This window comes from Rhizobium sp. HT1-10, from assembly GCF_049472505.1.
GTDB lineage: Bacteria > Pseudomonadota > Alphaproteobacteria > Rhizobiales > Rhizobiaceae > Rhizobium.
Map to the genome: position 1 here is coordinate 353,649 of NZ_JBCEBQ010000003.1, position 21,501 is coordinate 375,149.

Annotated in this window: 21 protein-coding genes and 1 riboswitch; of the genes, 12 read left to right on the forward strand and 9 right to left on the reverse strand. The window is 61.9% G+C overall.

The features are described 5' to 3' along the window. Positions 1-115: 115 nt before the first annotated feature. From VH564_RS10315 to VH564_RS10335, 5 genes are all read left to right on the forward strand, one after another. Positions 116-1,375, forward strand: coding sequence for an ABC transporter substrate-binding protein (locus VH564_RS10315; RefSeq protein WP_423339730.1), 1,260 nt, complete (start codon positions 116-118; stop codon positions 1,373-1,375). A 203-nt stretch (positions 1,376-1,578) separates the two neighbouring features. After that, entirely contained in the window at positions 1,579-2,532 is a 954-nt protein-coding gene (locus tag VH564_RS10320) for a carbohydrate ABC transporter permease (RefSeq protein ID WP_423339731.1), read from the forward strand. A 10-nt stretch (positions 2,533-2,542) separates the two neighbouring features. After that, a complete protein-coding gene (locus VH564_RS10325) occupies positions 2,543-3,382 on the forward strand; it encodes a carbohydrate ABC transporter permease (RefSeq protein ID WP_423339732.1) in 840 nt (279 codons plus the stop codon). Beyond that, on the forward strand, positions 3,379-4,443 hold the full coding sequence (locus tag VH564_RS10330; protein WP_423339733.1) for a Gfo/Idh/MocA family protein: 1,065 nt from the start codon (positions 3,379-3,381) through the stop codon (positions 4,441-4,443). The genes VH564_RS10325 and VH564_RS10330 overlap by 4 nt, the downstream gene beginning before the upstream one ends. 12 nt (positions 4,444-4,455) lie before the next feature. Then, positions 4,456-5,478 carry an ABC transporter ATP-binding protein gene (locus VH564_RS10335; protein WP_423339734.1) on the forward strand — a complete coding sequence of 341 codons (1,023 nt, stop codon included), beginning with the start codon at positions 4,456-4,458 and terminating at the stop codon, positions 5,476-5,478. Positions 5,479-5,503: 25 nt separating this feature from the next. On the opposite strand, the gene VH564_RS10340 is transcribed toward VH564_RS10335, so the two are convergent. After that, a complete protein-coding gene (locus VH564_RS10340) occupies positions 5,504-6,367 on the reverse strand; it encodes a LysR substrate-binding domain-containing protein (protein ID WP_423339735.1) in 864 nt (287 codons plus the stop codon). A gap of 102 nt (positions 6,368-6,469) precedes the next feature. Here VH564_RS10340 and VH564_RS10345 point away from each other — a divergent pair, with 102 nt between their 5' ends. After that, on the forward strand, positions 6,470-6,703 hold the full coding sequence (locus VH564_RS10345) for a hypothetical protein (protein ID WP_423339736.1): 234 nt from the start codon (positions 6,470-6,472) through the stop codon (positions 6,701-6,703). Positions 6,704-6,865: 162 nt separating this feature from the next. On the opposite strand, the gene VH564_RS10350 is transcribed toward VH564_RS10345, so the two are convergent. From VH564_RS10350 to VH564_RS10385, 8 genes are all read right to left on the reverse strand, one after another. Continuing rightward, positions 6,866-7,171, reverse strand: a complete 306-nt coding sequence (locus VH564_RS10350; RefSeq protein ID WP_423339737.1) for an NIPSNAP family protein — start codon at positions 7,169-7,171, stop codon at positions 6,866-6,868. 31 nt (positions 7,172-7,202) lie between these two features. After that, positions 7,203-8,546, reverse strand: a complete 1,344-nt coding sequence (locus VH564_RS10355) for an MFS transporter (protein ID WP_423339738.1) — start codon at positions 8,544-8,546, stop codon at positions 7,203-7,205. Between the two features lie 138 nt (positions 8,547-8,684). Then, positions 8,685-9,164 carry a 6,7-dimethyl-8-ribityllumazine synthase gene (locus VH564_RS10360; RefSeq protein ID WP_423339739.1) on the reverse strand — a complete coding sequence of 160 codons (480 nt, stop codon included), beginning with the start codon at positions 9,162-9,164 and terminating at the stop codon, positions 8,685-8,687. Between the two features lie 91 nt (positions 9,165-9,255). Continuing rightward, a riboswitch (FMN riboswitch) is annotated at positions 9,256-9,418 on the reverse strand. A gap of 87 nt (positions 9,419-9,505) precedes the next feature. After that, complete coding sequence (locus VH564_RS10365; RefSeq protein WP_423339740.1) at positions 9,506-10,567, reverse strand: ABC transporter ATP-binding protein; 1,062 nt, start codon at positions 10,565-10,567, stop codon at positions 9,506-9,508. A gap of 11 nt (positions 10,568-10,578) precedes the next feature. Beyond that, positions 10,579-11,367, reverse strand: a complete 789-nt coding sequence (locus VH564_RS10370; RefSeq protein ID WP_423339741.1) for an ABC transporter permease — start codon at positions 11,365-11,367, stop codon at positions 10,579-10,581. After that, positions 11,364-12,260, reverse strand: coding sequence for an ABC transporter permease (locus VH564_RS10375; RefSeq protein ID WP_423339742.1), 897 nt, complete (start codon positions 12,258-12,260; stop codon positions 11,364-11,366). The genes VH564_RS10370 and VH564_RS10375 overlap by 4 nt, the downstream gene beginning before the upstream one ends. A gap of 77 nt (positions 12,261-12,337) precedes the next feature. Then, positions 12,338-13,393, reverse strand: coding sequence for an ABC transporter substrate-binding protein (locus VH564_RS10380; protein ID WP_423339991.1), 1,056 nt, complete (start codon positions 13,391-13,393; stop codon positions 12,338-12,340). A 236-nt stretch (positions 13,394-13,629) separates the two neighbouring features. Further along, the gene (locus VH564_RS10385; RefSeq protein WP_423339743.1) at positions 13,630-14,502 is read right to left on the reverse strand and encodes a MurR/RpiR family transcriptional regulator; all 873 of its coding nucleotides are present in this window, start codon (positions 14,500-14,502) and stop codon (positions 13,630-13,632) included. Positions 14,503-14,680: 178 nt separating this feature from the next. Here VH564_RS10385 and VH564_RS10390 point away from each other — a divergent pair, with 178 nt between their 5' ends. The 6 genes from VH564_RS10390 to VH564_RS10415 all read left to right on the forward strand — a co-directional run bounded on the left by VH564_RS10390 (position 14,681) and on the right by VH564_RS10415 (position 21,493). Continuing rightward, on the forward strand, positions 14,681-15,448 hold the full coding sequence (locus VH564_RS10390; RefSeq protein WP_423339744.1) for an N-formylglutamate amidohydrolase: 768 nt from the start codon (positions 14,681-14,683) through the stop codon (positions 15,446-15,448). A gap of 117 nt (positions 15,449-15,565) precedes the next feature. Further along, complete coding sequence (locus tag VH564_RS10395; RefSeq protein WP_423339745.1) at positions 15,566-17,137, forward strand: amino acid permease; 1,572 nt, start codon at positions 15,566-15,568, stop codon at positions 17,135-17,137. A gap of 115 nt (positions 17,138-17,252) precedes the next feature. After that, positions 17,253-18,623 (forward strand): glutamine synthetase family protein, encoded by a 1,371-nt coding sequence (locus VH564_RS10400; RefSeq protein ID WP_423339746.1) that lies wholly within the window; start codon positions 17,253-17,255, stop codon positions 18,621-18,623. A gap of 76 nt (positions 18,624-18,699) precedes the next feature. Then, on the forward strand, positions 18,700-18,942 hold the full coding sequence (locus VH564_RS10405; RefSeq protein ID WP_423339747.1) for a PIN domain-containing protein: 243 nt from the start codon (positions 18,700-18,702) through the stop codon (positions 18,940-18,942). A 20-nt stretch (positions 18,943-18,962) separates the two neighbouring features. Beyond that, the gene (locus VH564_RS10410) at positions 18,963-20,348 is read left to right on the forward strand and encodes an aldehyde dehydrogenase family protein (RefSeq protein WP_423339748.1); all 1,386 of its coding nucleotides are present in this window, start codon (positions 18,963-18,965) and stop codon (positions 20,346-20,348) included. Further along, on the forward strand, positions 20,345-21,493 hold the full coding sequence (locus tag VH564_RS10415) for an iron-containing alcohol dehydrogenase (RefSeq protein ID WP_423339749.1): 1,149 nt from the start codon (positions 20,345-20,347) through the stop codon (positions 21,491-21,493). The genes VH564_RS10410 and VH564_RS10415 overlap by 4 nt, the downstream gene beginning before the upstream one ends. Positions 21,494-21,501: the final 8 nt, after the last annotated feature.

Here is a 21,501-nt window from a genome sequence, read left to right on the forward strand (position 1 = left end):
TATGTGTCCCGGCTGTGGTTTCAGACGGGATGGGGTGCCCGGCCTCAAGGCCGATCGGTGCTCGTTTCAGATCGAAAATGGCGTCTTGAGGCGCCCGGAACAGGAGAGGGAAAAAATGACACAGAAAATTCTGAAGAGCGTGCTGCTCGCATCCAGCCTTTTGAGCTCGGCTGGGTTCGTCCATGCTGCCGACGTGACCTTGAACGTCGAGAGCTGGCGCAACGACGATCTGTCGATCTGGCAGACCAAGATCATCCCGGCTTTCGAAGCCAAGAACCCGGGCATCAAGATCACCTTCTCGCCGACGGCGCCGACCGAATACAACGCTTCGCTGAACGCCAAGCTCGATGCCGGCTCTGCGGGCGACATCATCACCTGCCGTCCTTTCGACGCGTCGCTCGATCTCTTCAACAAGAAGCACCTCGCCGACCTGACGACGCTGCCGGGCATGGACAACTTCTCGCCGGTCGCCAAGGCCGCCTGGTCCACGGATGACGGCAAGTCGACCTTCTGCGTGCCGATGGCTTCGGTCATCCACGGCTTCATCTACAACAAGGATGCGTTCGAAAAGCTCGGCATCTCTGTTCCGAAGACCACCGACGAATTCTACGCCGCGCTCGACAAGATCAAGGCCGACGGCACCTATATCCCGATGGCCATGGGCACCAAGGATCTCTGGGAAGCAGCCACCATGGGCTACCAGAACATCGGTCCCAACTACTGGAAGGGCGAAGAAGGCCGCGTTGCGCTGATGGAAGGCAAGCAGAAGCTGACCGACGCCGACTGGGTCGAGCCCTACAAGCAGCTCGCCAAGTGGAAGCCTTACCTCGGCGACGGCTTCGAAGCCCAGACCTATGCCGACAGCCAGAACCTCTTCACGCTCGGCCGCGCTGCCATCTATCCGGCCGGCTCCTGGGAAATCGCGCTGTTCACCAGCCAGGCCCAGTTCAAGATGGGCGCTTTCCCGCCACCGGTGCCGAAGGCCGGCGACCAGGGCTACATCTCTGATCATCCTGATATCGGCGTTGGCCTGAACGCCAAGTCGGCGCATCCGGAAGAAGCCAAGAAGTTCCTGTCCTGGGTTGCCTCGTCCGAGTTCGCCGACATCTACGCCAACTCGCTGCCGGGCTTCTTCAGCCTGAACTCGACACCGGTGAAGATGAGCGATCCGCTGGCGCAGGAATTCGTGTCCTGGCGCGGCCCGTACAAGTCGACGGTTCGCTCCACCTACCAGATCCTGTCGCGCGGAACCCCGAACCTCGAGAACGAGACCTGGGTCGAATCGGCCAACGTCATCAACGGCACCGATACGCCTGATGCCGCCGCCAAGAAGCTGCAGACCGGCCTCGACAGCTGGTTCAAGCCTGCCAAGTAACAACGCCGCTCTCCCTTTCGGGAGAGCGAGCCACACCCTCCGCTCTTATCTCCCCCCTTGTGGGGGAGATGTCGGCTCCGCCGACAGAGGGGGTAAGCCGCCACGCATTCGGGCCCACCCCCCTCTGTCACCTTCGGTGACATCTCCCCACAAGGGGGGAGATCGGTCGCATCAGGCCCCGCAGCAAAAAAATAGGCAAAGCCATGAGCGACATCACAACTTCAGCGGCCCTGCAGCCAGTCTCCATCAAGCGCCACCGGCGCTGGCACATCATCGTATTCCTGTTCCCGGCTTTCCTGGTCTATACGGCGGTCATGATCCTGCCGCTGGTCGAGACCCTGCGGCAGTCCTTTTATAACCTTGTCGATGGACAATTGACCTTCGTCGGCCTTGCGAATTTCAAGGTGCTGTTCGGCGATGCCAGATGGGCCCATGATTTCTGGAATGCGCTGCGCAACAACCTGATCTTCTTCGCCATCCATATGTGCGTGCAGAATCCGATCGGTGTCGCGCTGGCCGCCATGCTGTCCCTGCCGAAGCTGCGCTTCGTCACCTTCTATCGCACCGCCATTTTCCTGCCGACGCTGCTGTCCTTCGTCATCGTCGGTTTCATCTGGAAGCTGATCCTGTCGCCGCTCTGGGGCGTCACCCCATGGATGATGGATCTCGTCGGCCTGAAGGCCTTCTTCAGCCCATGGCTCGGCAAGCCGAGCTCGGCGCTGATCGCCGTGGCGCTCATCTCCGTCTGGCAATATGTCGGCATTCCCATGATGCTCATCTATGCGGCGCTGCTGAACATCCCGGAAGAGGTGATCGAGGCCGCCGAATGCGACGGCATCACCGGCTGGAGCCAGTTCTGGAAGATCAAGCTGCCGCTGGTGCTGCCGGCGATCGGGATCATCTCGATCCTCACTTTCGTCGGCAATTTCAATGCCTTCGACCTGGTCTATACCGTGCAGGGTGCGCTTGCCGGGCCCGATGGCTCGACCGATATCCTGGGTACGCTGCTTTACCGCACCTTCTTCGGGTTCCAGCTGCAGCTCGGCGACCGCTCGATGGGGGCAACGATTGCCACCGTGATGTTCCTGATCATCCTTGCCGGCGTCTCCTTCTACCTGTTCATCGTCCAGCGGCGCATCCGCCGCTACCAGTTCTGAGGCGGCACCGATGTCCAAGGCACGCTCATCCACCTTCCGCACCGGTCTCGTTCACCTCGCTCTGTTGAGCTACACGCTGCTCGCGCTGTTTCCCGTCTTCCTGACCGTCATCAACTCGTTCAAGGATCGCGGCGCGATTTTCCGTTCGCCGATGATGGTGCCGACCCCCACGAGCTTCAGCCTGATCGGCTACCAGACGGTGCTGGGGCAGGGCAATTTCGCCATGTACTTCCAGAACAGCTTTATCGTCACCATCGTCTCGATCGTGCTGGTGCTGCTGTTCGGGGCGATGGCCGCCTTTGCCCTGTCCGAATATCGCTTTCGCGGCAACATGGTGGTCGGCCTCTACATGGCGATCGGTATCATGATCCCGATCCGTCTCGGCACCGTCGCCATCCTGCAGGGCATGGTGGCCGCAGGGCTGGTCAACACGCTGACGGCGCTGATCCTCGTCTACACCGCGCAAGGGCTGCCGCTTGCCATCTTCATCCTGTCGGAGTTCATGCGCACGGTGTCGGATGACCTGAAGAATGCCGGGCGCATCGACGGGCTCAACGAATACGCTATCTTCGGCCGTCTCGTGCTGCCGCTGATCCGGCCGGCGATGGCCACCGTCGCGGTCTTCACGATGATCCCGATCTGGAACGACCTATGGTTCCCGCTGATTCTCGCACCCGGGGAATCGACCAAGACCGTGACGCTCGGCAGCCAGATCTTCATCGGCCAGTTCGTCACCAACTGGAATGCGGTGCTGGCAGCCCTGTCGCTCGCCATCCTGCCGATCCTGGTCCTCTATGTCATCTTCTCGCGGCAGCTGATCCGCGGCATCACAGCGGGAGCCGTCAAATGAGTGTGTCGGACAAGCCGATCCGCGTGCTGGTCGCCGGTCTCGGCAATATGGGCCGCAGCCATGCGCTGGCCTATCACAACAATCCCGGCTTCGAGATCGTCGGCCTCGTCAACCGCTCCGCGCCCGTGCTCGACGAGAAGCTGCACGGCTACCAGATCCACCCGGATTTCGCGACGGCACTTGCGGAACTGAAGCCCGACCTCTGCTCCATCTGCACCTATTCCGACAGCCATGCCGATTATGCCGTGATGGCGTTTGCGGCCGGCTGCGACGTGTTCATCGAAAAGCCGCTGGCAACGACGGTGGCCGATGCCGAGCGCGTGGTGGCAGCGGCCGAGGCATCCGGCAAGAAGCTGGTGGTCGGCTATATCCTGCGCCACCATCCGTCCTGGCAGCGGCTGATCTCGGAGGCCCGCAATCTCGGCGGTCCCTATGTGTTTCGCATGAACCTCAACCAGCAATCGAGCGGCCCGACCTGGGAGACCCACAAGGCGCTGATGCAGACGACCTCCCCGATCGTCGATTGCGGCGTGCATTATGTCGACGTCATGTGCCAGATCACCGATGCCAAGGCGGTCGAGGTGCGCGGCATGGGGCTTAGGCTCTCCGACGAGATCGCGGCCGACATGTACAATTACGGCCATCTGCAGGTGAAGTTCGAGGATGGCTCGGTCGGCTGGTATGAAGCCGGCTGGGGTCCGATGATCTCGGAGACGGCCTTCTTCGTCAAGGACGTGATGTCGCCGAATGGCGCCGTGTCCATCGTCATGGACCCGAACGCCAAGTCCGACGATATCGACACCCATACCAAGACATCGGTCATCCGGCTGCACAACGCCGAGACCGGGCCGAACGGCACCTTCATCCATCCCGACCGGGACCTGCACATGGACGGCGAGCCCGGCCATCAGGAGCTCTGCGATTTCGAGCAGGCCTATGTGCTGAAAGCCATAAGTGAAAATATCGACCTGACGCGGCACATGCACGACGCCGTGCAGTCGCTTCGCATCTGCCTTGCCGCGGACGAAAGCGTGCGCAGCGGCAAGACCGTTTATTTGTAAGGATCAAAGTCTGTGGGATCGCTTCAACTGAAATCCATCCGCAAGGCCTACGGCAACCATCAGGTGCTGAAGGGGATCGACCTCGAGGTCAAGGACGGCGAGTTCGTCATCTTCGTCGGCCCGTCCGGCTGCGGCAAGTCGACCCTTCTGCGCAGCATTGCCGGTCTCGAGGATGTCACCGATGGCACCGTGCTGATCAACGGCGTCGACGTCACCACCACGCCGCCGGCCAAGCGCGGCATCGCCATGGTGTTCCAGTCCTACGCGCTCTATCCGCACCTGACGGTCAAGGACAATATGGGCCTCGGCCTCAAGCAGGCAGGCACCCCGAAGGATGCCATCGAGGCCAGCGTCTCTAAGGCCTCGGCCATGCTGTCGCTCGAGCCCTATCTCGCCCGTCGTCCAGCGGAACTCTCCGGCGGCCAGCGCCAGCGCGTCGCCATCGGCCGGGCCATCGTGCGCGAGCCGGCATTGTTCCTGTTCGACGAGCCGCTGTCGAACCTCGATGCGGCGCTGCGCGTCCAGACCCGGCTCGAGATCGCCCGCCTGCACCGCAGCCTGAAGGCGACGATGATCTACGTGACGCACGACCAGGTCGAGGCGATGACGCTCGCCGACCGCATCGTCGTGCTGAACGCCGGCGCCATCGAGCAGGTCGGAACCCCGATGGAACTCTACAACCGCCCCGCCAACGTCTTCGTCGGCAGCTTCATCGGCTCGCCGCAGATGAACATGATCCCCGGCGACAGGCTCGGCGACAGCGCCAAGACGATCGGCGTCCGCCCGGAACACATCACGCTCTCGCGCGACAGCGGCACCTGGAAGTCCAAGGTCGTCCATGTCGAGCATCTCGGCGCCGACACCATCCTCTACCTCGAAAGCGACAAGACCGGCCTTCTGACCGTCCGCCTGTTCGGCGAGCATCCGTACTCGCCGGATGAGATCGTCTATGCGACGCCGGATCTGGCGCACATGCATCGGTTTGGGGATGATGACAAGGTTTTAGATAAGGCTATCGACAGGGTTATTGTCTAAATTCACCTGTTCAGTTCACACGGATTTACCGCGTCATTGGCCGGAAGGCCTGGTGGATTACCTGCGCCATGCTCTCTACCGCCGGGTTGGAGTGATAGGCGTTGCGCCTCAGCACGACGCGCGAGGCGTCGATCGGTGGGAAGCCATCGCCGATACCGAGCTCGCGGCAATCGGGCGGGATGTTGCTGCGCGAGAGCGGGGCGATGCCGAGACCGGCGGTGACGGCGATCTTCAGTCCGCCCGAAGTGTCGCTGCTGTAGGCGATGCGGAAAGGCAGATTGTGCTGCTCCAGGGAGCGGATGGCGAAGTCCCGACACCAGTTTGACCGCCCGTAGATCGCCACCGGAATGGGGTCACGCTCGTGCAACCGATGGACGGCAGAGGTCACCCAGACGGTCGGGTCGATGAACAAAACTTCCCCTTGGGTCTGGGCGCTCCAGTCGAACACGACGGCAAGATCGAGCTGATCTTTTTCCAATGCCTCCATCTGCTGTGCGGTGTAGCCGCATAGGACGCTGACATCGACGGACGGATGGCTTTCGGCAAAGGCGGCCAGCGCGCGTGGCAGGACGGTGTCGCCGTATTCCTCGGGAATGCCGATCCTTACCACGCCATCCAGCGGCTTGCGGCGCATCGCCGCTGTTGTCTCGTTCATCAACCCCACGATGCGGCGGGCATAGGGTAGCAGCTGTCGACCGCTTTCCGTCAGCGACACGCCGCGCGGGCCCCTGTCGAACAGCGGCTGCCCGACGCTCTCCTCCAGCCGCCTCAACTGCAAGCTAACGGCCGACTGTGTTCGGCCGACATCGCGGGCAGCACGCGTGACGTTGCCTGTTTCGGCGACGACCAGAAACATGCGCAGCAGATCGCTGTCGAGGGGCAGGTGCATCGCTTCACGCCATGAGATTTTCCGATGACAGCTATTGGCACTATTCGTTTGTGTGATGTCAATCCGCCGTCAAGATGCGATTTTCCAAGATCGGAGCGCGGCATGGGCAAGGGTGAGAAAGACGACGTCGGACAGCGGTATGACCAGGGCTCGGCTTCTCTGTTCTCACGCTTTGGCTTGTGGTTGGCTGGCTATTACGAGTTGGAAACGATCAGCGCGAGAAGCAGCGATCACTTGATGCGCGATGCCGGCCTGACGCGCGAACAGGCGCGCGGCGACCTCCGCGCCTGGCGCATCGTCGGTCTGTTGTTGTTGCCGCGCAGCGGCCGTGAGTAGCAATGAGTTTCCGGCAGCGATGCCGGTTTCTCTGCGCTGTGGGACGACGATGGCGTTGACGAGAGCAAGCTCGCCGGCTGGGACTTGCTTCGCGAGTTAAAGTTGGTCGAGGATCGCGTGGCCGCAACCTCGTTCATCAAATCAAATGATCGAAATCGACAATCAGTTGAGCACCGGCCGCATGAAGCTGCGTTCGTAGCTCACGATGCTGCGGTTTTTCGCCTCCAGCGCCAGTGTCGCCTGGCACTCGGCATCGGCTGCCATGCGGCCCCGGTAGTCCTCGTAGGCGGCGAAGCTCGGGAAAGAGAAGAGCGCGATCGCGACGTTGCTGGCGCCTTCCGAGGGAAGGAAGTAGCCGTGATGGGTGCCGCCCATGCGGTTTACGATCGGTATCCAGCGGCGTGCATACTCCTCGAATTCCGCGATCTTGTAGGCGTCGATGATGTAGCGCAGGTGGCAGGTGATCATGGCCGTCTCCAGATATTGACTGTAGTGGCAATCAAGCCTCTGCCCCCAGTCTCTCCGTCAGTTCCTCGATGCCGGCGGCGGCTTCGATTTCGTTGCCTTTGGCCATCAGATAGAGGCCGAGGCAGAAAGCGAGGGCGGCGATGAAGAGGAGGTAGTAAGCGTGGGCCATCGGGTTGACGGCCAACAGGCTCGTGACTGCGATCGGCGTCAGGCCGCCGAAGATGGCGTAGGCGACGTTGTAGGAGAAGGACAGGCCGGTGAAGCGGACGCGGGCCGGGAAGGCGCGGACCATGACGTAGGGGACGGCGCCGACGATGCCGACCGACAGGCCCATGATGGCGTAGAGGACGAACATGACCGTCAGCGAGGTGGCGGCGTAGCTGTAGAAGGCGAAGGTGGCGGCGCCGAAGAACAGGCTGGCGACGGTGAAGAATTTTCCCGAGCCGACGCGGTCGACGATGGCGCCGGCGGACGCAGTGCCGACGATCAGGAACAGGGTGCCGAATGAGGTCGCCGCCAGCGATTGCTGGGCGGTGTAGTGATAGAGCTTCTGCAGGAAGGTTGCTGTCATCAGCGTGGTGACGACGATGCCGGCCGACAGGATCCAGGTCAGCAGCATCGAGATGACGATACCGCGCGGATAATCGCGCAGCACTGCCTTCAACGGCAGTTCCGAGACCAGCGAGCGGCTCGTCTTCATTTCGGCAAAGATCGGCGTCTCCTGCAACCAGCGGCGGAGATACACGGCGATCAGGCCGAAGATGCCGCCGATCAGGAAGGGAATGCGCCAGGCATAGGCCACGACTTCGTCGGGTGTGAAGACGGTGTTGATGATGGTGGCGATGAAGGAGCCCAGCAGGATGCCGAGCGTCAGGCCGGAGCAGAGGAAGCCGCAGGCAAAGCCGACGCGGCGGAACGGCACGTGCTCGGCGACGAAGGTCCAGGCGCCCGGCACCTCGCCGCCGATGGCAGCCCCCTGCAGTATGCGCAAGCAGATGAGCAGGATGGGGGCGGCGACGCCGATCGAGGCGTAGGTCGGCATGGCGGCCATGCCGAGCGTCGACAGCGCCATCAGCAGCAACGAGAAGGCGAAGACGCGCTTGCGGCCGTAGAGGTCGCCGAAATGGGCAAGCACGATGCCACCGATAGGGCGTACCAGATAGCCGGCGGCGAAGATGCCGAAGGTCTGGATCAGCACCAGCCAGTCGGGCAGATCGGGCGGGAAGAACAGCTTGCCGATGACGGTGGCGAAAAACACGAAGATGATGAAATCATAGAATTCAAGCGCACCACCGAGGGCCGCCAGGCCCAGCGTCTTGAAATCCTGGGCGGTCAGGCGGCGGGGTGCTACGGTCGGCGTCGTCTGGTATGACATGAGAATGCGCTCTGCTGAAATGATCGGGCCTCAACTCCATGGGTTGCATGCGGGATAGAGGCTGGCATTTCAAGCTGTTTTACGCGCCGACAGCCACAGACTTCGGCAAGGCGGCGCGCATTGCGCCGCCTGCCTAAGTTACGCAGCGAATGTCATCAGTCGTGCGCGCTCGCTGAGGATATAGTGGCAGGCGCTGGCCGCCTCCCGTCCCTTGATCAGGAAATGCTCCTTGAAGAAGGTCAGGTGAGCCTCCGACTCCTGGAAATGATGGGGCGTGAGCACGACCGACAGCACGGGAACGTTGGTGTCGAGCTGTACGCGCATCAGGGCATCGAGCACGCTGCCGGCGACGAAGTCGTGGCGGTAGATGCCGCCGTCCACCACGAAGGCGGCGGCGACAACCGCGGCGTAGCGGCCGGTGCGCGCGAGCGTCTGGGCGTGTAGCGGGATTTCGAGGGCGCCCGGGACGTCGAAGACCTCGATGCCGGCAGCGCCGCGATCATCGTATTGGCTCCATTCAGTGGTGAAGCTGTTGATGCACTGATCGACGATTTCGGCGTGCCAGCGGGCGCGGACGAGGGCGATCTTGCCTTTTTGCGGCAGTGTGGAGATTGTCATTGTTCTGTCTTGCCTTTCAAGGGTTTGAAAACATCCCTTGGGCGAACACGCCCGACCGCGAGACCTCCCGCGTGGAAAGGCCCTCGATCAGACTTGCTCTCTTCCATCCGGACTATGACCGTCGGCTCCGGCATCGCACCGGATCTGCTGACCCTTCCGCCCGGAGGCGAAAGGCGCTCGCGGGCTCCAGTCGCTGCATTCGCGCAGATCCTGATACCGCCGGTGGGGATTTTCACCCCGCCCTGAGAACATGGTCAATATGACGCGCTGCAGCAGACAAATCAAAGCAAAAAGGCCGGAAAATATCCGGCCTTTGTGAACAGTGTATCTTGACAGAGTGATCAGTCGGTTATCACCAGCAGGTCTTCGGCGGCAAAGCGCAGAGTGACGCGCTCGCCGACGGCCGGCGGCATCTTGCCGGGGGCGTTGAACATGTCGAAGGATATGGTGTTGCCGCCGACATTCATGCGGGTGCGGATGACCGAGCCGAGGAAGTGGGCGGAGGTGACGTCGCCGGTCAATGCCGTGTCGCCCTTGGCACCCTCCGATAGCGATCCAGCTTCTGGGCGCAGCGCCAGCGACACGGTATCCCCGGCCTTGAAGGTGTTGACCGACTGCTTCAGCGTTACGTTCTGATCGCCGATGGCGATGCGGTTAGTGGCGGGGTCGACGACTTTCGCTTCGATCAGGTTCAGCGTGCCGACGAAGGAGGCGACGAAGCGCGTGGCGGGGCGGTTATAGATATCGTAGGGCGTGCCGATCTGGTCGGCGCGGCCGGCGTTCATCACCACGATACGGTCGGAAATGGACAGCGCCTCTTCCTGGTCGTGGGTGACGAAGACCGTGGTGATGCCGAGCTTCTGCTGGATCGCGCGGATTTCCTCGCGCAGTGAGACGCGGATCTTCGCGTCCAGCGCCGACAGCGGTTCATCGAGCAGCAGCACCTGCGGCTTGACGGCGAGCGCACGGGCGAGCGCCACGCGCTGCTGCTGGCCGCCCGACATCTGGTAAGGATAGCGATCGGCCAGATGATCGAGCTTGATCAGCGACAGCATCTCCTTGACGCGGCTTTCGATCTCCGGTTTCGGGGCGCCGGCGACCTTCAGGCCGAAAGCGACGTTGTCGAAGACCGACATGTTCGGGAACAGCGCATAGGCCTGGAACACCATGCCGATGTTGCGCTTGTTCGGCTTCAGGTCGCGCTGCTCCTTGCCGCCGATCATGATCGAACCTGACGTCGGGGTCTCGAAGCCCGCGATCATGCGCAGCACGGTGGTCTTGCCGCAGCCGGATGGCCCGAGGAAGGAGACGAACTCACCCTTCTCGATGCGCATGTTGAAATCGTGCACGACCTGGACCGGGCCGAAGGATTTCCTGATGTTGACAAGTTCGAGAAACGACATCGTGAAAACCTTTAAGCCTTCGCCGGAGCGGCGCGATTGAAGCGGGAAACGAGTTGGAGCAGACCCATGCAGAGCCAGGTGACGGCGAACGCGATCACCGCCAGCGCCGAAGGCTCATAGGCCTTGTTGGCACCGACCAGCTGCAGGTAGGGGCCGAAAGCGGGGCGGCCGAGCAGAGAGGCCATGGTGAATTCGCCGATGACGATGGCCAGGGTGATGAAGGCGCCCGACAGCACGCCGCCCATGACGTTCGGGAAGATGCACTTGAAGAGAATGGTGGTCCAGCTTGCGCCGAGGCTTTCGGCGGCTTCGGTCAGGGTCCTGACATCGATGGTGCGCATCGCGGTGTCGACGGCGCGATACATGTAGGGCAGCGACAGTGTGATGTAGGAGCAGACCAGCAGGATGTTGGTCGTCGATTCAAAGCCCGTCATCGGAAGGATCGACGAGGAATTGTACATGCGCAGATAGCCGAAGACGATGACGATGGCCGGGATCACCAGCGGCATCAGCGTGACGAATTCGACGACGGGGCGCATCTGTGGCAGCCGCAATCGCACCCAGTAGGCGGTCGGGACAACGAGCAGCATGCCGAAGATGATGGTGAACAGCGCCATCAGCATCGAATAGCCGAAGGTCTCGCGGAACGAGGCGTCGGCAAAGACCGACTGGTAGGCATCGAAACTGTATTCCCCACGACGGGCGCGCAGCGAAAATTCGAAGGTGCCGATGAGCGGCACGAAGAAATAGATGCAGCCGATGGCAATCGCCAGCCAGGCGAAGAAGCGACCTGTTTTCATTTTTGCCACCGTTCGGCGCGCATGCGCAGCAGGATGTAGATGACGTTGGACACGCCGGTGATGACGATCATGCCGAGTGCCAGCGCATAGCCGAGGTTGGCATTGTGCAGCACGTCACCGCGGATCTGGGCGTAGAGCAGGATCGGCACGATGTTGAGCGAGGAGCCGGTCAGGGCATAGGCGGTGGCGATCGCGCCGAAGGCGTTGGCGAAGAGCAACAGCGTCGTGCCGAGCAGGCTCGGCCAGAGGATCGGGAATGCGACCATGCGCCAGTATGTGCCGTTGCTGGCGCCGAGGATCTGGGCGGCTTCCTTCCATTCCTTCTTCAGGCCATCGAGCGCCGGCGTCAGGATGAGCAGCATCAGGGGGATCTGGAAGAACATGTAGGTGATGGTGAGCCCGAAGAAGCTCAGCAGGTTGAAGCCGGTCGAATACAGATTGAAGCCGAACCACTCGCGCAGGAAGACGGTGACGAGGCCGGTGCGGCCGAGGGTCGCCAGGAAGGCGAAGGCCAGCGGTACGCCGGCGAAGTTGGAGGCGACGCCGGAAAAGGTCAGAAGCGCGTTGCGGATCCAGCCCGGCAGTCCGCCGAGCACGATCGCCCAAGCCAGAAAGAAGCCGATCAGCGCGCCGCCGAGCGACGAGGCGACGGAAATCTTGATGGAGATCCAGTAGGCATCCATGATCGATGGCGTGAACAGATCATAGATGTTCTTCAGCGTGAACGTGCCTTCCGGTGTGAGGAAGGCGCCGACCATGAGGTAGACCGTCGGGACGATCAGGAACAGCAGCGCGAAAATGGTAAAGGGGGCGATCCCCAGCCAGTCGATCAGGGTCTTCCGGCTGACCAGCGGGGCGCGCGGACTGACCGCCGATGTCGATAGAGTGCTCATGAAGCCAGCAATGTCCCGCGCCTGAGGAGATAAAAAACCTCCCCGCCTTCGACAGGCGGGGAGGTGTGGATCGCTGATTACTTGACGTTGGAACCGACGACCTTGTCCCAGCCGGTGGTGATGGCGGTCTTGCCGGCAGCCTGTTCTTCCAGGGTCGGGAAGATTGCCTTTTCATAGGCGGCAGCCGGCGGCAGCTTGGCCAGAACGTCGGCAGGGATCTTGTTGTTCTTGGCAAGATCGTTGAAGCGGATCGGGTGGCAATAGCCCTTCAGCCAGAGAACCTGACCTTCGTCCGAATAGAGGTATTCCATCCAGAGCTTGGCAGCGTTCGGATGCGGGGCGAAAGCGGAGATCGCCTGGACGTAGACGCCGGCAACAACGCCGGTGGCCGGAACGACGACGTCGACCGGAGGATTGCCCTTCAGGCTGTCGCGCCAGGCAAGGCCGTTATAGTCCCAGGCAACGACGATCGGGGTCGAGCCCTGGGCGAGCGGTGCGGACTTGCCGATGACCGGAACGAAGTTGCCGGATTTGTTAAGCTCGGCAAAGAACTTCAGACCGGCTTCGCCAGCCTTCGTGGCATCCTTTTCGCCAGTGGCGAGACCAGCGGCGTAAACGCCCTGCACGGCCTGGTTGGCGGTGCGCGGATCGCCGGCGAGGGCAACGGTGTTGGCGAATTCAGGCTTCTTCAGGTCGGCCCAATCCTTCGGGCTTTCCTTGACGATGTCGTTGTTCACGACGAAGGAGAGAACGCCGTAGTAATCGCCGTACCAGTAGCCTTCGGCATCCTTGGCGCTGTCCGGGATCGAGTCCCAGGTCGAAACCTTGTAGGGCTGCAGCAGGCCGTCCTTCTTGGCGGACGGGCCGAACGACAGGCCGACGTCGATGACGTCAGGTGCCTGCGGGCCGGTGTTGCCCTTGTTGGCCTTGATGGCTTCGACTTCGTCGCCCGAGCCGGCGTCCGGGTTCAGTTCGTTGACGGTCAAGCCGTACTTTGCCTTGAAGCCGGCAATGACGTCGCCGTAGCCGCACCAGTCGTGCGGGAGGGCGATCGTGGTCAGCGAGCCTTCCTTCTTGGCGGCTGCGATGAGGTCGTCGCTCGGTGCGGCAGACGCGATGGCGGAAGATGCCATGACGATTGCGGTCGAAAGCGAAAGGAGGCGATGTATATGTGTGGTCACTGTTGTTCTCCTTGATCTTCAGTGTCTGGCGAAGCTGTTAATGACATTACGTGAAGCTTGTGTGACGGAGATTTCCGCCCGTATGCCCGATGATCTCGGGGCTTTCTGGCACATCAATTGCAAAGGCATAGTTGTCTAACCGGAAGGGGTACACGCAGTCGCTCGTCCGATCCGAATGGCGTCTCCCCCTAACCAATTTTGCGAAAGAGCTTGCTCTGCTCAAACAGGCCCTCCAAGGTTTTCATGCGCTCGCTGGTTTCGTCCCAGGTCGAGTTCTGTACGGCCTCGATCAGTGCCTCGACGATGAACAGCGTCACAACGGACGAGTCCCAGGCGGATGGGGCCTCGATGTGCACGCGGAAGGTATGCTTCGCGTGTTTTGAGGCGGGCGACGCCCATTGGTCGGTGAAGACGATGATCTCGGCACCGCGGCGCCGGGCAGCGGCGGCAAGGCTCACCATCTCAACCTCGTAGCGCCTGATGTCGAAAATGATGAGCAGGTCGCCGGGGTTCATGTTCAGCACATATTGCGGCCAGGAGCTGGAGTTGTCCGACAGCAGCGTCGTGTTGGCACGGATCACCTGCATATGAGTAAAGAAGTACTCGGCCAGCGCGCCGGTGATGCGACCGCCGACGAAATACAGTTCCCGCCGGCTTTCCGAAAGCAGGGTGGCGACGCTGTCGAAGGTTGATGTGTCGAGATCGGTCAGCGTCTGGCGCAGATTGGCGCTGATGGCATCGGCGAAGCGATTGAGGATGTGGGTGCCCGGTGCGTTGCTGGCCCAGCGGCCACGCTTTGTCAGCGGATTGGAGATCGTCGCCTCGACCTCCTGGTGCAGATGCGACTGGAATTCCGGATAGCCCTTGAAGCCCAGCTTCTGCACCATGCGGGCGACCGTCGGGGTCGAGACACGGGCGTTTTCCGCAACCGTCGTGATGCTGCCGAGCCCCGAGACCGGGTAGTTGTCGAGCAGGCTCTTGGCCAGCTGCTTCTCAGCCCGCGTCAGCCCATCGAAACGGGCATGTATCACGTCCGACACGGTTTTCGACGCGTTGATCACTCGATTTTAGCTCCCCGGGACGGTCTTTGCCGATCTCCATGACAACTTAAACAACGCTGTCACATATCGAGTCAATGTCTAATTTGAAGAGATAATTTCAGTTTCCGGTTGACACTCGTCCGGAGCTGAAGAATTCTTTTCTTTGAAGGTTTTGTTAAGCTTTGGGTGGGGACCCGGGATGCTGATGCCTCAGGCTGTGTTGAGCGAGACGGAAGGGGATTGCGTTGCGGTCGAGCGGCCCGATGGCCGCAGTCCGGTGCTTGTCATCTGCGAGCATGCATCGCGCTCGGTGCCGGTGCGGTTCGGCAATCTCGGCCTCTCCGAGGAGGCGCTGAGCAGCCACATTGCCTGGGATCCAGGGGCTCTGGCGGTGGCAAGGGGGCTGTCCGCCAGTCTCGATGCGACGCTCGTCCACCAGAGATTTTCGCGGCTGATCTACGATTGCAATCGCCCGCCGGAGGCGCCCGCCGCTATGCCGGCGGCAAGCGAGATCTACGCCATTCCCGGAAACCAGCATCTCGACGCGGCGGAACGCCAGGCGCGTACGGAGGCGCTGTATCTGCCGTTTCACCAGCGCATCCGCGATCTGATCCGCAGTCGGACGGCGCGCAGGCTGGCGAGCGTCATTGTCACAATTCACAGTTTTACGCCGGTTTATGACGGTAAGCGGCGCGACGTCGAGCTCGGCATCTTGCATGATGCGGATGACCGCCTGGCAAACCGCATGCTCGACCTGGCGGCCGAGGCGCCACTCTATCGGACCGAGCGCAACCAACCCTATGGTCCGGCCGACGGCGTTACCCATACGCTGAAGCTGCATGGGCTGGAAAACGGTTTCAAGAATGTCATGATCGAGGTCCGCAACGACCTGATCGTGGATGATGTCGGCCAAGGGGTCATGGCCGATTATCTGGCGGGGTTAATCCAGCGAAGTCTGGACGCCTGAATAAAAAAAGACCCCAGGGAGCAGTCAAACTGCGGCAGGCGTGGCCCATCGTGGTCGCGCCATAAGAAAAGGGGACGGTTCGCAATTCCGCGGACCTTCGGTTGAAGGGGACGTTTCATGTCGGATTATACCGAATTGGATAAGAAGCAGGATGTCAGCATCCTGCACTCCATGGGCTATGCCCAGGAGCTCGAGAGACGGATGAGTTCGTTCTCGAATTTTGCGATTTCATTTTCCATTATTTGCATCATGTCGGGTGGCATCAATTCACTGGCCCAGGCCACCTCGGGGGCGGGGGGCATCGCCATCGGTATCGGCTGGCCGGTCGGCTGCCTGATGTCGATCTTCTTCGCGCTGGCGCTCGCCCAGATCTCGTCCGCCTATCCGACGGCCGGCGGGCTTTATCACTGGGGATCGATCCTCGGCAACCGCTTCACCGGCTGGCTGTCGGCCTGGCTCAACCTGCTCGGTCTGATCACCGTCCTCGGCGCCATCAATGTCGGTACCTACTACTTCTTCTTCGGTGCCTTCGGCACCTATTTTGGCATGCAGGACACGGTCGTCGTGCGCATCGGCTTCGTCGCTGTCATCACCGCCGTCATGGCGCTGGTCAACCATATGGGCATCGGGCTCACCGCCAAGCTGACGGACATGTCCGGCTATCTCATTCTCGGCGCTGCCGTTGCGCTGACCGTGGTGTGCCTGATCTGCGCGCCATCCTACGAGTTCTCGCGGCTCTTCACCTTCACCAACTATTCGGGCCTTGCGACCATTGCCGCCGACGGCACCCAGAGCGGACCGCCGGTGTGGCCTGCCGTCTCTGGTGCCTGGGTCTTTGCGCTCGGCCTGCTGCTGCCGATCTACACCATCACCGGCTATGACGCGTCCGCCCACACCTCGGAAGAAACGGTGAAGGCATCGGTCTCCGTGCCGAAGGGCATGGTGTCGGCTGCCGTCTGGGCGTCGGTCATCGGCTACATCATGCTGTGCGCCTTCGTGCTGGTGCTGCCCAACATGGAAGATGCGGCCAAGCAGGGCTGGAACGTCTTCTTCTGGGCGATGGACAGCCAGGTCAACCCGACCGTCAAGATCATCCTCTACATCGCCATCTTCATCTCGCAGTTCCTCTGCGGCCTGGCGACGGTGACGTCGGTGTCGCGGATGATCTACGCCTTCTCGCGTGACAAGGGCCTGCCGGGCTCCAGCGCGCTTGCCAAGGTCAGCCCGAAGTTCCGCACGCCTGTGGCCGCGATCTGGACCGGGTCGATCCTGTCGGTGCTGTTCGTCTGGCTGACATCGGTCATCACCATCGGCGAATCCTCGGCCTATGCGATCGTCGTGTCGTGCACCGTCATCTTCCTGTTCCTGTCCTTCGCCCTTCCGATCGGCCTCGGCCTCCTGGCCTATGGTACGCCCAAATGGTCGAAGATGGGTCCTTGGAACCTTGGCCCCGGTGTCTTCCGCATCGTTGCGGTGCTGTCGCTGATCTCGATGGTCGTCATGTTCGTCATCGGCGTGCAGCCGCCGAACGACTGGGCGCTTTACATCACCGTCGGCTTCCTGGTGCTGACTGCCATCGTCTGGCTGGTGTTCGAGAACCGGCGCTTCAAGGGCCCGCCGATCGGCGACGAAGTGGCTCGCCGTGCATCGAGCATCGCGGCAGCCGAAAAGGCCGTCGGCGAAACCTGAGTGTGAACGAAGAGGCGGGCCGCCTCCGGGCGGCCCGCCGGGCAAGGCGATCGGAGGAGCGTCGGTACGCGTGCGCCGACGCGGTCGCAGGATTTTCATTGTTAGGGCGGATCCCATGAGTAGCATCTACACGTTCGACGAATTGAAGAAGGATGTCGCCGAAGGGCGCATCGACACGGTCCTCGCCTGCGAGGTCGATATGCAGGGCCGGTTGATGGGCAAGCGGTTCCAGGCGGAATTCTTTGTCGAGAGCGCCTGGAAGGAAACCCACAGCTGCAACTATCTGCTCGCCACCGACATGGAGATGGAAACCGTCTCCGGCTATGCCGCGACCAGCTGGGAAAAGGGCTACGGCGACTATACGATGAAGCCGGATCTTTCGACGCTGCGCCGCATTCCCTGGCTGGAGGGGACAGCGCTGGTGCTCTGCGACGTACTCGACCATCACACCCATGCGGACGTGCCGCATTCGCCGCGCGCCATCCTCAAGAAGCAGGTGGCACGGCTGGAAGCCATGGGAATGAAGGCCTTCATGGCAACCGAGCTGGAGTTCTTCCTGTTCGACCAGAGCTACGCGCAGGCGCAGGCATCCGGCTACCGCAACCTGCCGCTCGCGAGCAGCTACAACGAGGACTACCACATCTTCCAGACGACCAAGGAAGAGGGCGTGATGCGGGCGATCCGCAAGGGGCTGCAGGGCGCCGGCATTCCGGTCGAGAATTCCAAGGGCGAGGCATCGGCGGGCCAAGAAGAGATCAACGTCCGCTATGCCGACGCGCTCACCATGGCCGACCGCCACGTCATCATCAAGAACGGCTGCAAGGAGATCGCCTGGTCGCAGGGCAAGGCCATCACGTTCCTCGCCAAGTGGAGCGCCTCGGCGGCCGGCAGTTCGTCCCATGTCCACCAGTCGTTGTGGAGCGCCGACGGCAAGACGTCGCTGTTCTTCGACGAGAAGGCAGAGCACGGCATGTCTGAGCTGATGCAGCACTATGTCGCCGGTCAGCTCGCCCATGCCGGCGAGATCACCTATTTCCTGGCGCCCTACATCAATTCCTACAAGCGTTTCGTGGCCGGTACTTTCGCACCGACCAAGGCGGTCTGGAGCAGCGACAACCGCACGGCCGGCTACCGTCTCTGCGGCGCCGACAGCAAGGCCATCCGCATCGAATGCCGCGTCGGCGGCTCGGACCTTAATCCCTATCTGGCTTTCGCGGCGTTGCTGGCGGCAGGCATCGACGGCATCGAGAAGAAGATGGCGCTGGAACCGGCCTTCGTCGGCGACGCCTATGGCGCCCGCGACGTGCGCGAAGTGCCGAGGACATTGCGCGACGCGACTGTTGCCATGACGCAATCGACGATGCTGCGGGCGGCCTTCGGCGACGACGTCATCGATCACTACACACGGGCCGGCGAATGGGAGCAGGAAGATTTCGACAGGCGCGTCACGGATTGGGAGGTGGCGCGGGGGTTCGAACGAGCTTGAGATAATCGCAATGGTTGTGCGATGTTGTTGCTATCGACGCATCGTGGTAGCTTTCCGCAGACCTTTGTAGGCCGCCATGGGAAAAATCGAGAGCGCTTGGTGGTATTATGATTTCAAGCATGAGACCGAACTCGAAGAGCAGCCGGTGACCGCCACTATCTTCATTACCTCCTGCGCCCTGCCTCGACCCGTACACAAGGACCCAATCGACCGCATCCTGATCGCGACCGCCCGCGAACACGACCTGACCATCATTACCCGTGACCGTGCGATCCTTGCCTATGGCGCCGCGGGTCACGTCAAGACACTGGCTTGTTGAGCCTTTTGGAGCAGAAGAGAATGAGCATGATTCAATGCATTTCGCCGGTCAACGGTGAGGTCTATGCCGAGCGCCCCGGCCTGTCGCTGGAGGCGGCGAGGGACGCCGTGGCGCGTGCCCGCAAGGCGCAGAAGGACTGGGCACGCCGTCCGCTCGAAGATCGTGTGCAGCTCGTGATGAAGGGCGTGGCGCGGCTGAACGAGATGACTGACGTCGTCGTGCCGGAACTTGCCTGGCAGATGGGGCGGCCGGTGAAATACGGCGGAGAATTTCGCGGCTTCAACGAGCGCTCCAATTATGTCGCCGCTATTGCCGCCGATGCCTTGGCGCCTCTCGTCGTCGAGGACAGCGCCAGCTTCGAGCGCCGCATCGAGCGCGAGCCGCATGGCGTTGTCTTCGTCATCGCGCCCTGGAACTACCCCTACATGACGGCGATCAACACCATCGCCCCGGCGCTCATGGCGGGCAACGTCATCGTCCTCAAGCATGCGGCCCAGACTTTGCTCGTCGGTGAACGGATGGTACAGGCCTTCGTCGAGGCGGGCGTGCCGGGTGACGTCTTCCAGAACGTCTTCCTCGACCACGAGGTCGCCGATGCGCTGATCTCCGAGGGCAGCTTCAACTTCATCAATTTCACCGGCTCGGTCGCGGGCGGTCGTGCTGTAGAGCGCGCTGCGGCAGGGACCTTCACCGGCCTCGGGCTCGAACTGGGCGGCAAGGACCCCGGCTATGTGATGGAGGACGCCGACCTCGATGCCGCCGTCGACACGCTGATGGATGGTGCGACCTTCAATTCGGGCCAGTGCTGCTGCGGCATCGAGCGCATCTATGTCAACGAATCCCTCTATGATGCCTTCGTCGAGAAGTCCGTCGCCTGGGTGTCGAACTACAAGCTCGGCAACCCGCTCGATCCGGAAACGACGCTCGGGCCTATGGCGCACAAGCGCTTTGCGAGAGTCGTGCGCGAACAGATTGCCGATGCGGTCGGCAACGGTGCGAAGGCGCTGGTCGATCCGAAACTGTTTCCGGCAGACGACGGTGGCGCCTATCTGGCGCCGCAAATCCTCGTCGACGTCGATCACTCCATGACCTTCATGCGCGAGGAAACTTTTGGCCCGGCCGTCGGCATCATGAAGGTGAAGAGCGACGCTCAAGCGCTGGAGCTGATGAACGACAGCCAGTACGGGCTGACGGTCTCGCTCTGGACCAAGGATGCGGATCGCGCCGCCCGGCTCGGCCGCGAGATCGAAACCGGCACCGTGTTCATGAACCGGGCGGATTATCTCGATCCGGCGCTGTGCTGGACCGGTGTCAAGAATACCGGTCGCGGCGGCTCTCTCTCCGTGCTCGGCTTCCACAATCTGACCCGTCCGAAATCCTACCATCTGAAGAAGGTGACAGCATGAGCACGATTACCGCCAACTGGAGCTATCCGACCTCCGTCAAGCTCGGCCGCGGCCGCATTTCGGAACTGGCCGACGCCTGCAAGAGCCTCGGTATGAAAAAGCCGCTGCTGATCACCGACCGTGGCCTTGCGACGATGGTGATCACCAAGACGGCACTCGATGTCCTGGAAGACGCCGGCCTCGGCCGGGCAATGTTTGCCGATGTCGATCCCAACCCCAACGAGAAGAACCTCGAAGCAGGTGTCAGGGCCTTCAAGGATGGCGGCCATGACGGTGTCGTGGCTTTCGGCGGCGGCTCGGGCCTCGACCTCGGCAAATGCGTGGCCTTCATGGTGGCGCAGACGCGGCCGGTCTGGGACTTCGAGGATATCGGCGACTGGTGGACCCGCGCCAATGTCGACGGCATCGCGCCGATCGTCGCCGTGCCGACGACGGCCGGGACGGGCTCGGAAGTCGGGCGCGCCAGCGTCATCACCAATTCGGTGACGCATGTGAAGAAGATCATCTTCCATCCGAAATTCCTGCCGGGTGTCGTGATCTCCGACCCTGAACTGACGGTCGGCATGCCGAAGGTCATCACCGCCGGAACCGGCATGGATGCCTTTGCCCATTGCCTGGAAGCCTACTCCTCGCCGTTCTACCATCCGATGTCGGCCGGCATCGCGCTGGAGGGCATGCGGCTGGTCAAGGAGTTCCTGCCGCGCGCCTTCAAGGAAGGCACGGATCTGGAAGCCCGCGCCAACATGATGGCGGCCGCCGCCATGGGGGCCGTCGCCTTCCAGAAGGGGCTTGGCGCCATTCATGCGCTGTCGCACCCGATCGGCGCGGTCTACAACACCCATCACGGCATGACGAATGCCGTTGTCATGCCGGCGGTGCTTCGCTTCAACCGCAAGCCCATCGAGGAAAAGATCGCCCGGGCCGCCGCCTATCTCGGCATCTCCGGCGGCTTTGATGGGTTCTACGATTACGTGTTGCAACTGCGCGCTGACCTCGGCGTTCCCGATACGCTGAGCAAGATGGGAATTGCCGACGATCGAATCGATGACATGGCGGCAATGGCGATCGAGGACCCCAGCGCCGGGGGTAATCCAGTGCCCATGACCCTGGAAAACACCAAGGCGCTGTTCCGCGACTGCTTCTAATTTCTTAA

Bases quoted from the DNA above. Each gene is read 5' to 3' on its own strand.
- VH564_RS10320 (WP_423339731.1), top strand. From the start codon at position 1,579: ATGAGCGACATCACAACTTCAGCGGCCCTGCAGCCAGTCTCCATCAAG.
- VH564_RS10315 (WP_423339730.1), top strand. From the start codon at position 116: ATGACACAGAAAATTCTGAAGAGCGTGCTGCTCGCATCCAGCCTTTTG.
- VH564_RS10405 (WP_423339747.1), top strand. From the start codon at position 18,700: ATGGGAAAAATCGAGAGCGCTTGGTGGTATTATGATTTCAAGCATGAG.
- VH564_RS10355 (WP_423339738.1), bottom strand. From the start codon at position 8,546: ATGTCATACCAGACGACGCCGACCGTAGCACCCCGCCGCCTGACCGCC.
- VH564_RS10325 (WP_423339732.1), top strand. From the start codon at position 2,543: ATGTCCAAGGCACGCTCATCCACCTTCCGCACCGGTCTCGTTCACCTC.
- VH564_RS10390 (WP_423339744.1), top strand. From the start codon at position 14,681: ATGCTGATGCCTCAGGCTGTGTTGAGCGAGACGGAAGGGGATTGCGTT.
- VH564_RS10410 (WP_423339748.1), top strand. From the start codon at position 18,963: ATGAGCATGATTCAATGCATTTCGCCGGTCAACGGTGAGGTCTATGCC.
- VH564_RS10400 (WP_423339746.1), top strand. From the start codon at position 17,253: ATGAGTAGCATCTACACGTTCGACGAATTGAAGAAGGATGTCGCCGAA.
- VH564_RS10365 (WP_423339740.1), bottom strand. From the start codon at position 10,567: ATGTCGTTTCTCGAACTTGTCAACATCAGGAAATCCTTCGGCCCGGTC.
- VH564_RS10360 (WP_423339739.1), bottom strand. From the start codon at position 9,164: ATGACAATCTCCACACTGCCGCAAAAAGGCAAGATCGCCCTCGTCCGC.
- VH564_RS10395 (WP_423339745.1), top strand. From the start codon at position 15,566: ATGTCGGATTATACCGAATTGGATAAGAAGCAGGATGTCAGCATCCTG.
- VH564_RS10370 (WP_423339741.1), bottom strand. From the start codon at position 11,367: ATGAAAACAGGTCGCTTCTTCGCCTGGCTGGCGATTGCCATCGGCTGC.
- VH564_RS10350 (WP_423339737.1), bottom strand. From the start codon at position 7,171: ATGATCACCTGCCACCTGCGCTACATCATCGACGCCTACAAGATCGCG.
- VH564_RS10375 (WP_423339742.1), bottom strand. From the start codon at position 12,260: ATGAGCACTCTATCGACATCGGCGGTCAGTCCGCGCGCCCCGCTGGTC.
- VH564_RS10340 (WP_423339735.1), bottom strand. From the start codon at position 6,367: ATGCACCTGCCCCTCGACAGCGATCTGCTGCGCATGTTTCTGGTCGTC.
- VH564_RS10415 (WP_423339749.1), top strand. From the start codon at position 20,345: ATGAGCACGATTACCGCCAACTGGAGCTATCCGACCTCCGTCAAGCTC.
- VH564_RS10380 (WP_423339991.1), bottom strand. From the start codon at position 13,393: ATGGCATCTTCCGCCATCGCGTCTGCCGCACCGAGCGACGACCTCATC.
- VH564_RS10345 (WP_423339736.1), top strand. From the start codon at position 6,470: ATGGGCAAGGGTGAGAAAGACGACGTCGGACAGCGGTATGACCAGGGC.
- VH564_RS10330 (WP_423339733.1), top strand. From the start codon at position 3,379: ATGAGTGTGTCGGACAAGCCGATCCGCGTGCTGGTCGCCGGTCTCGGC.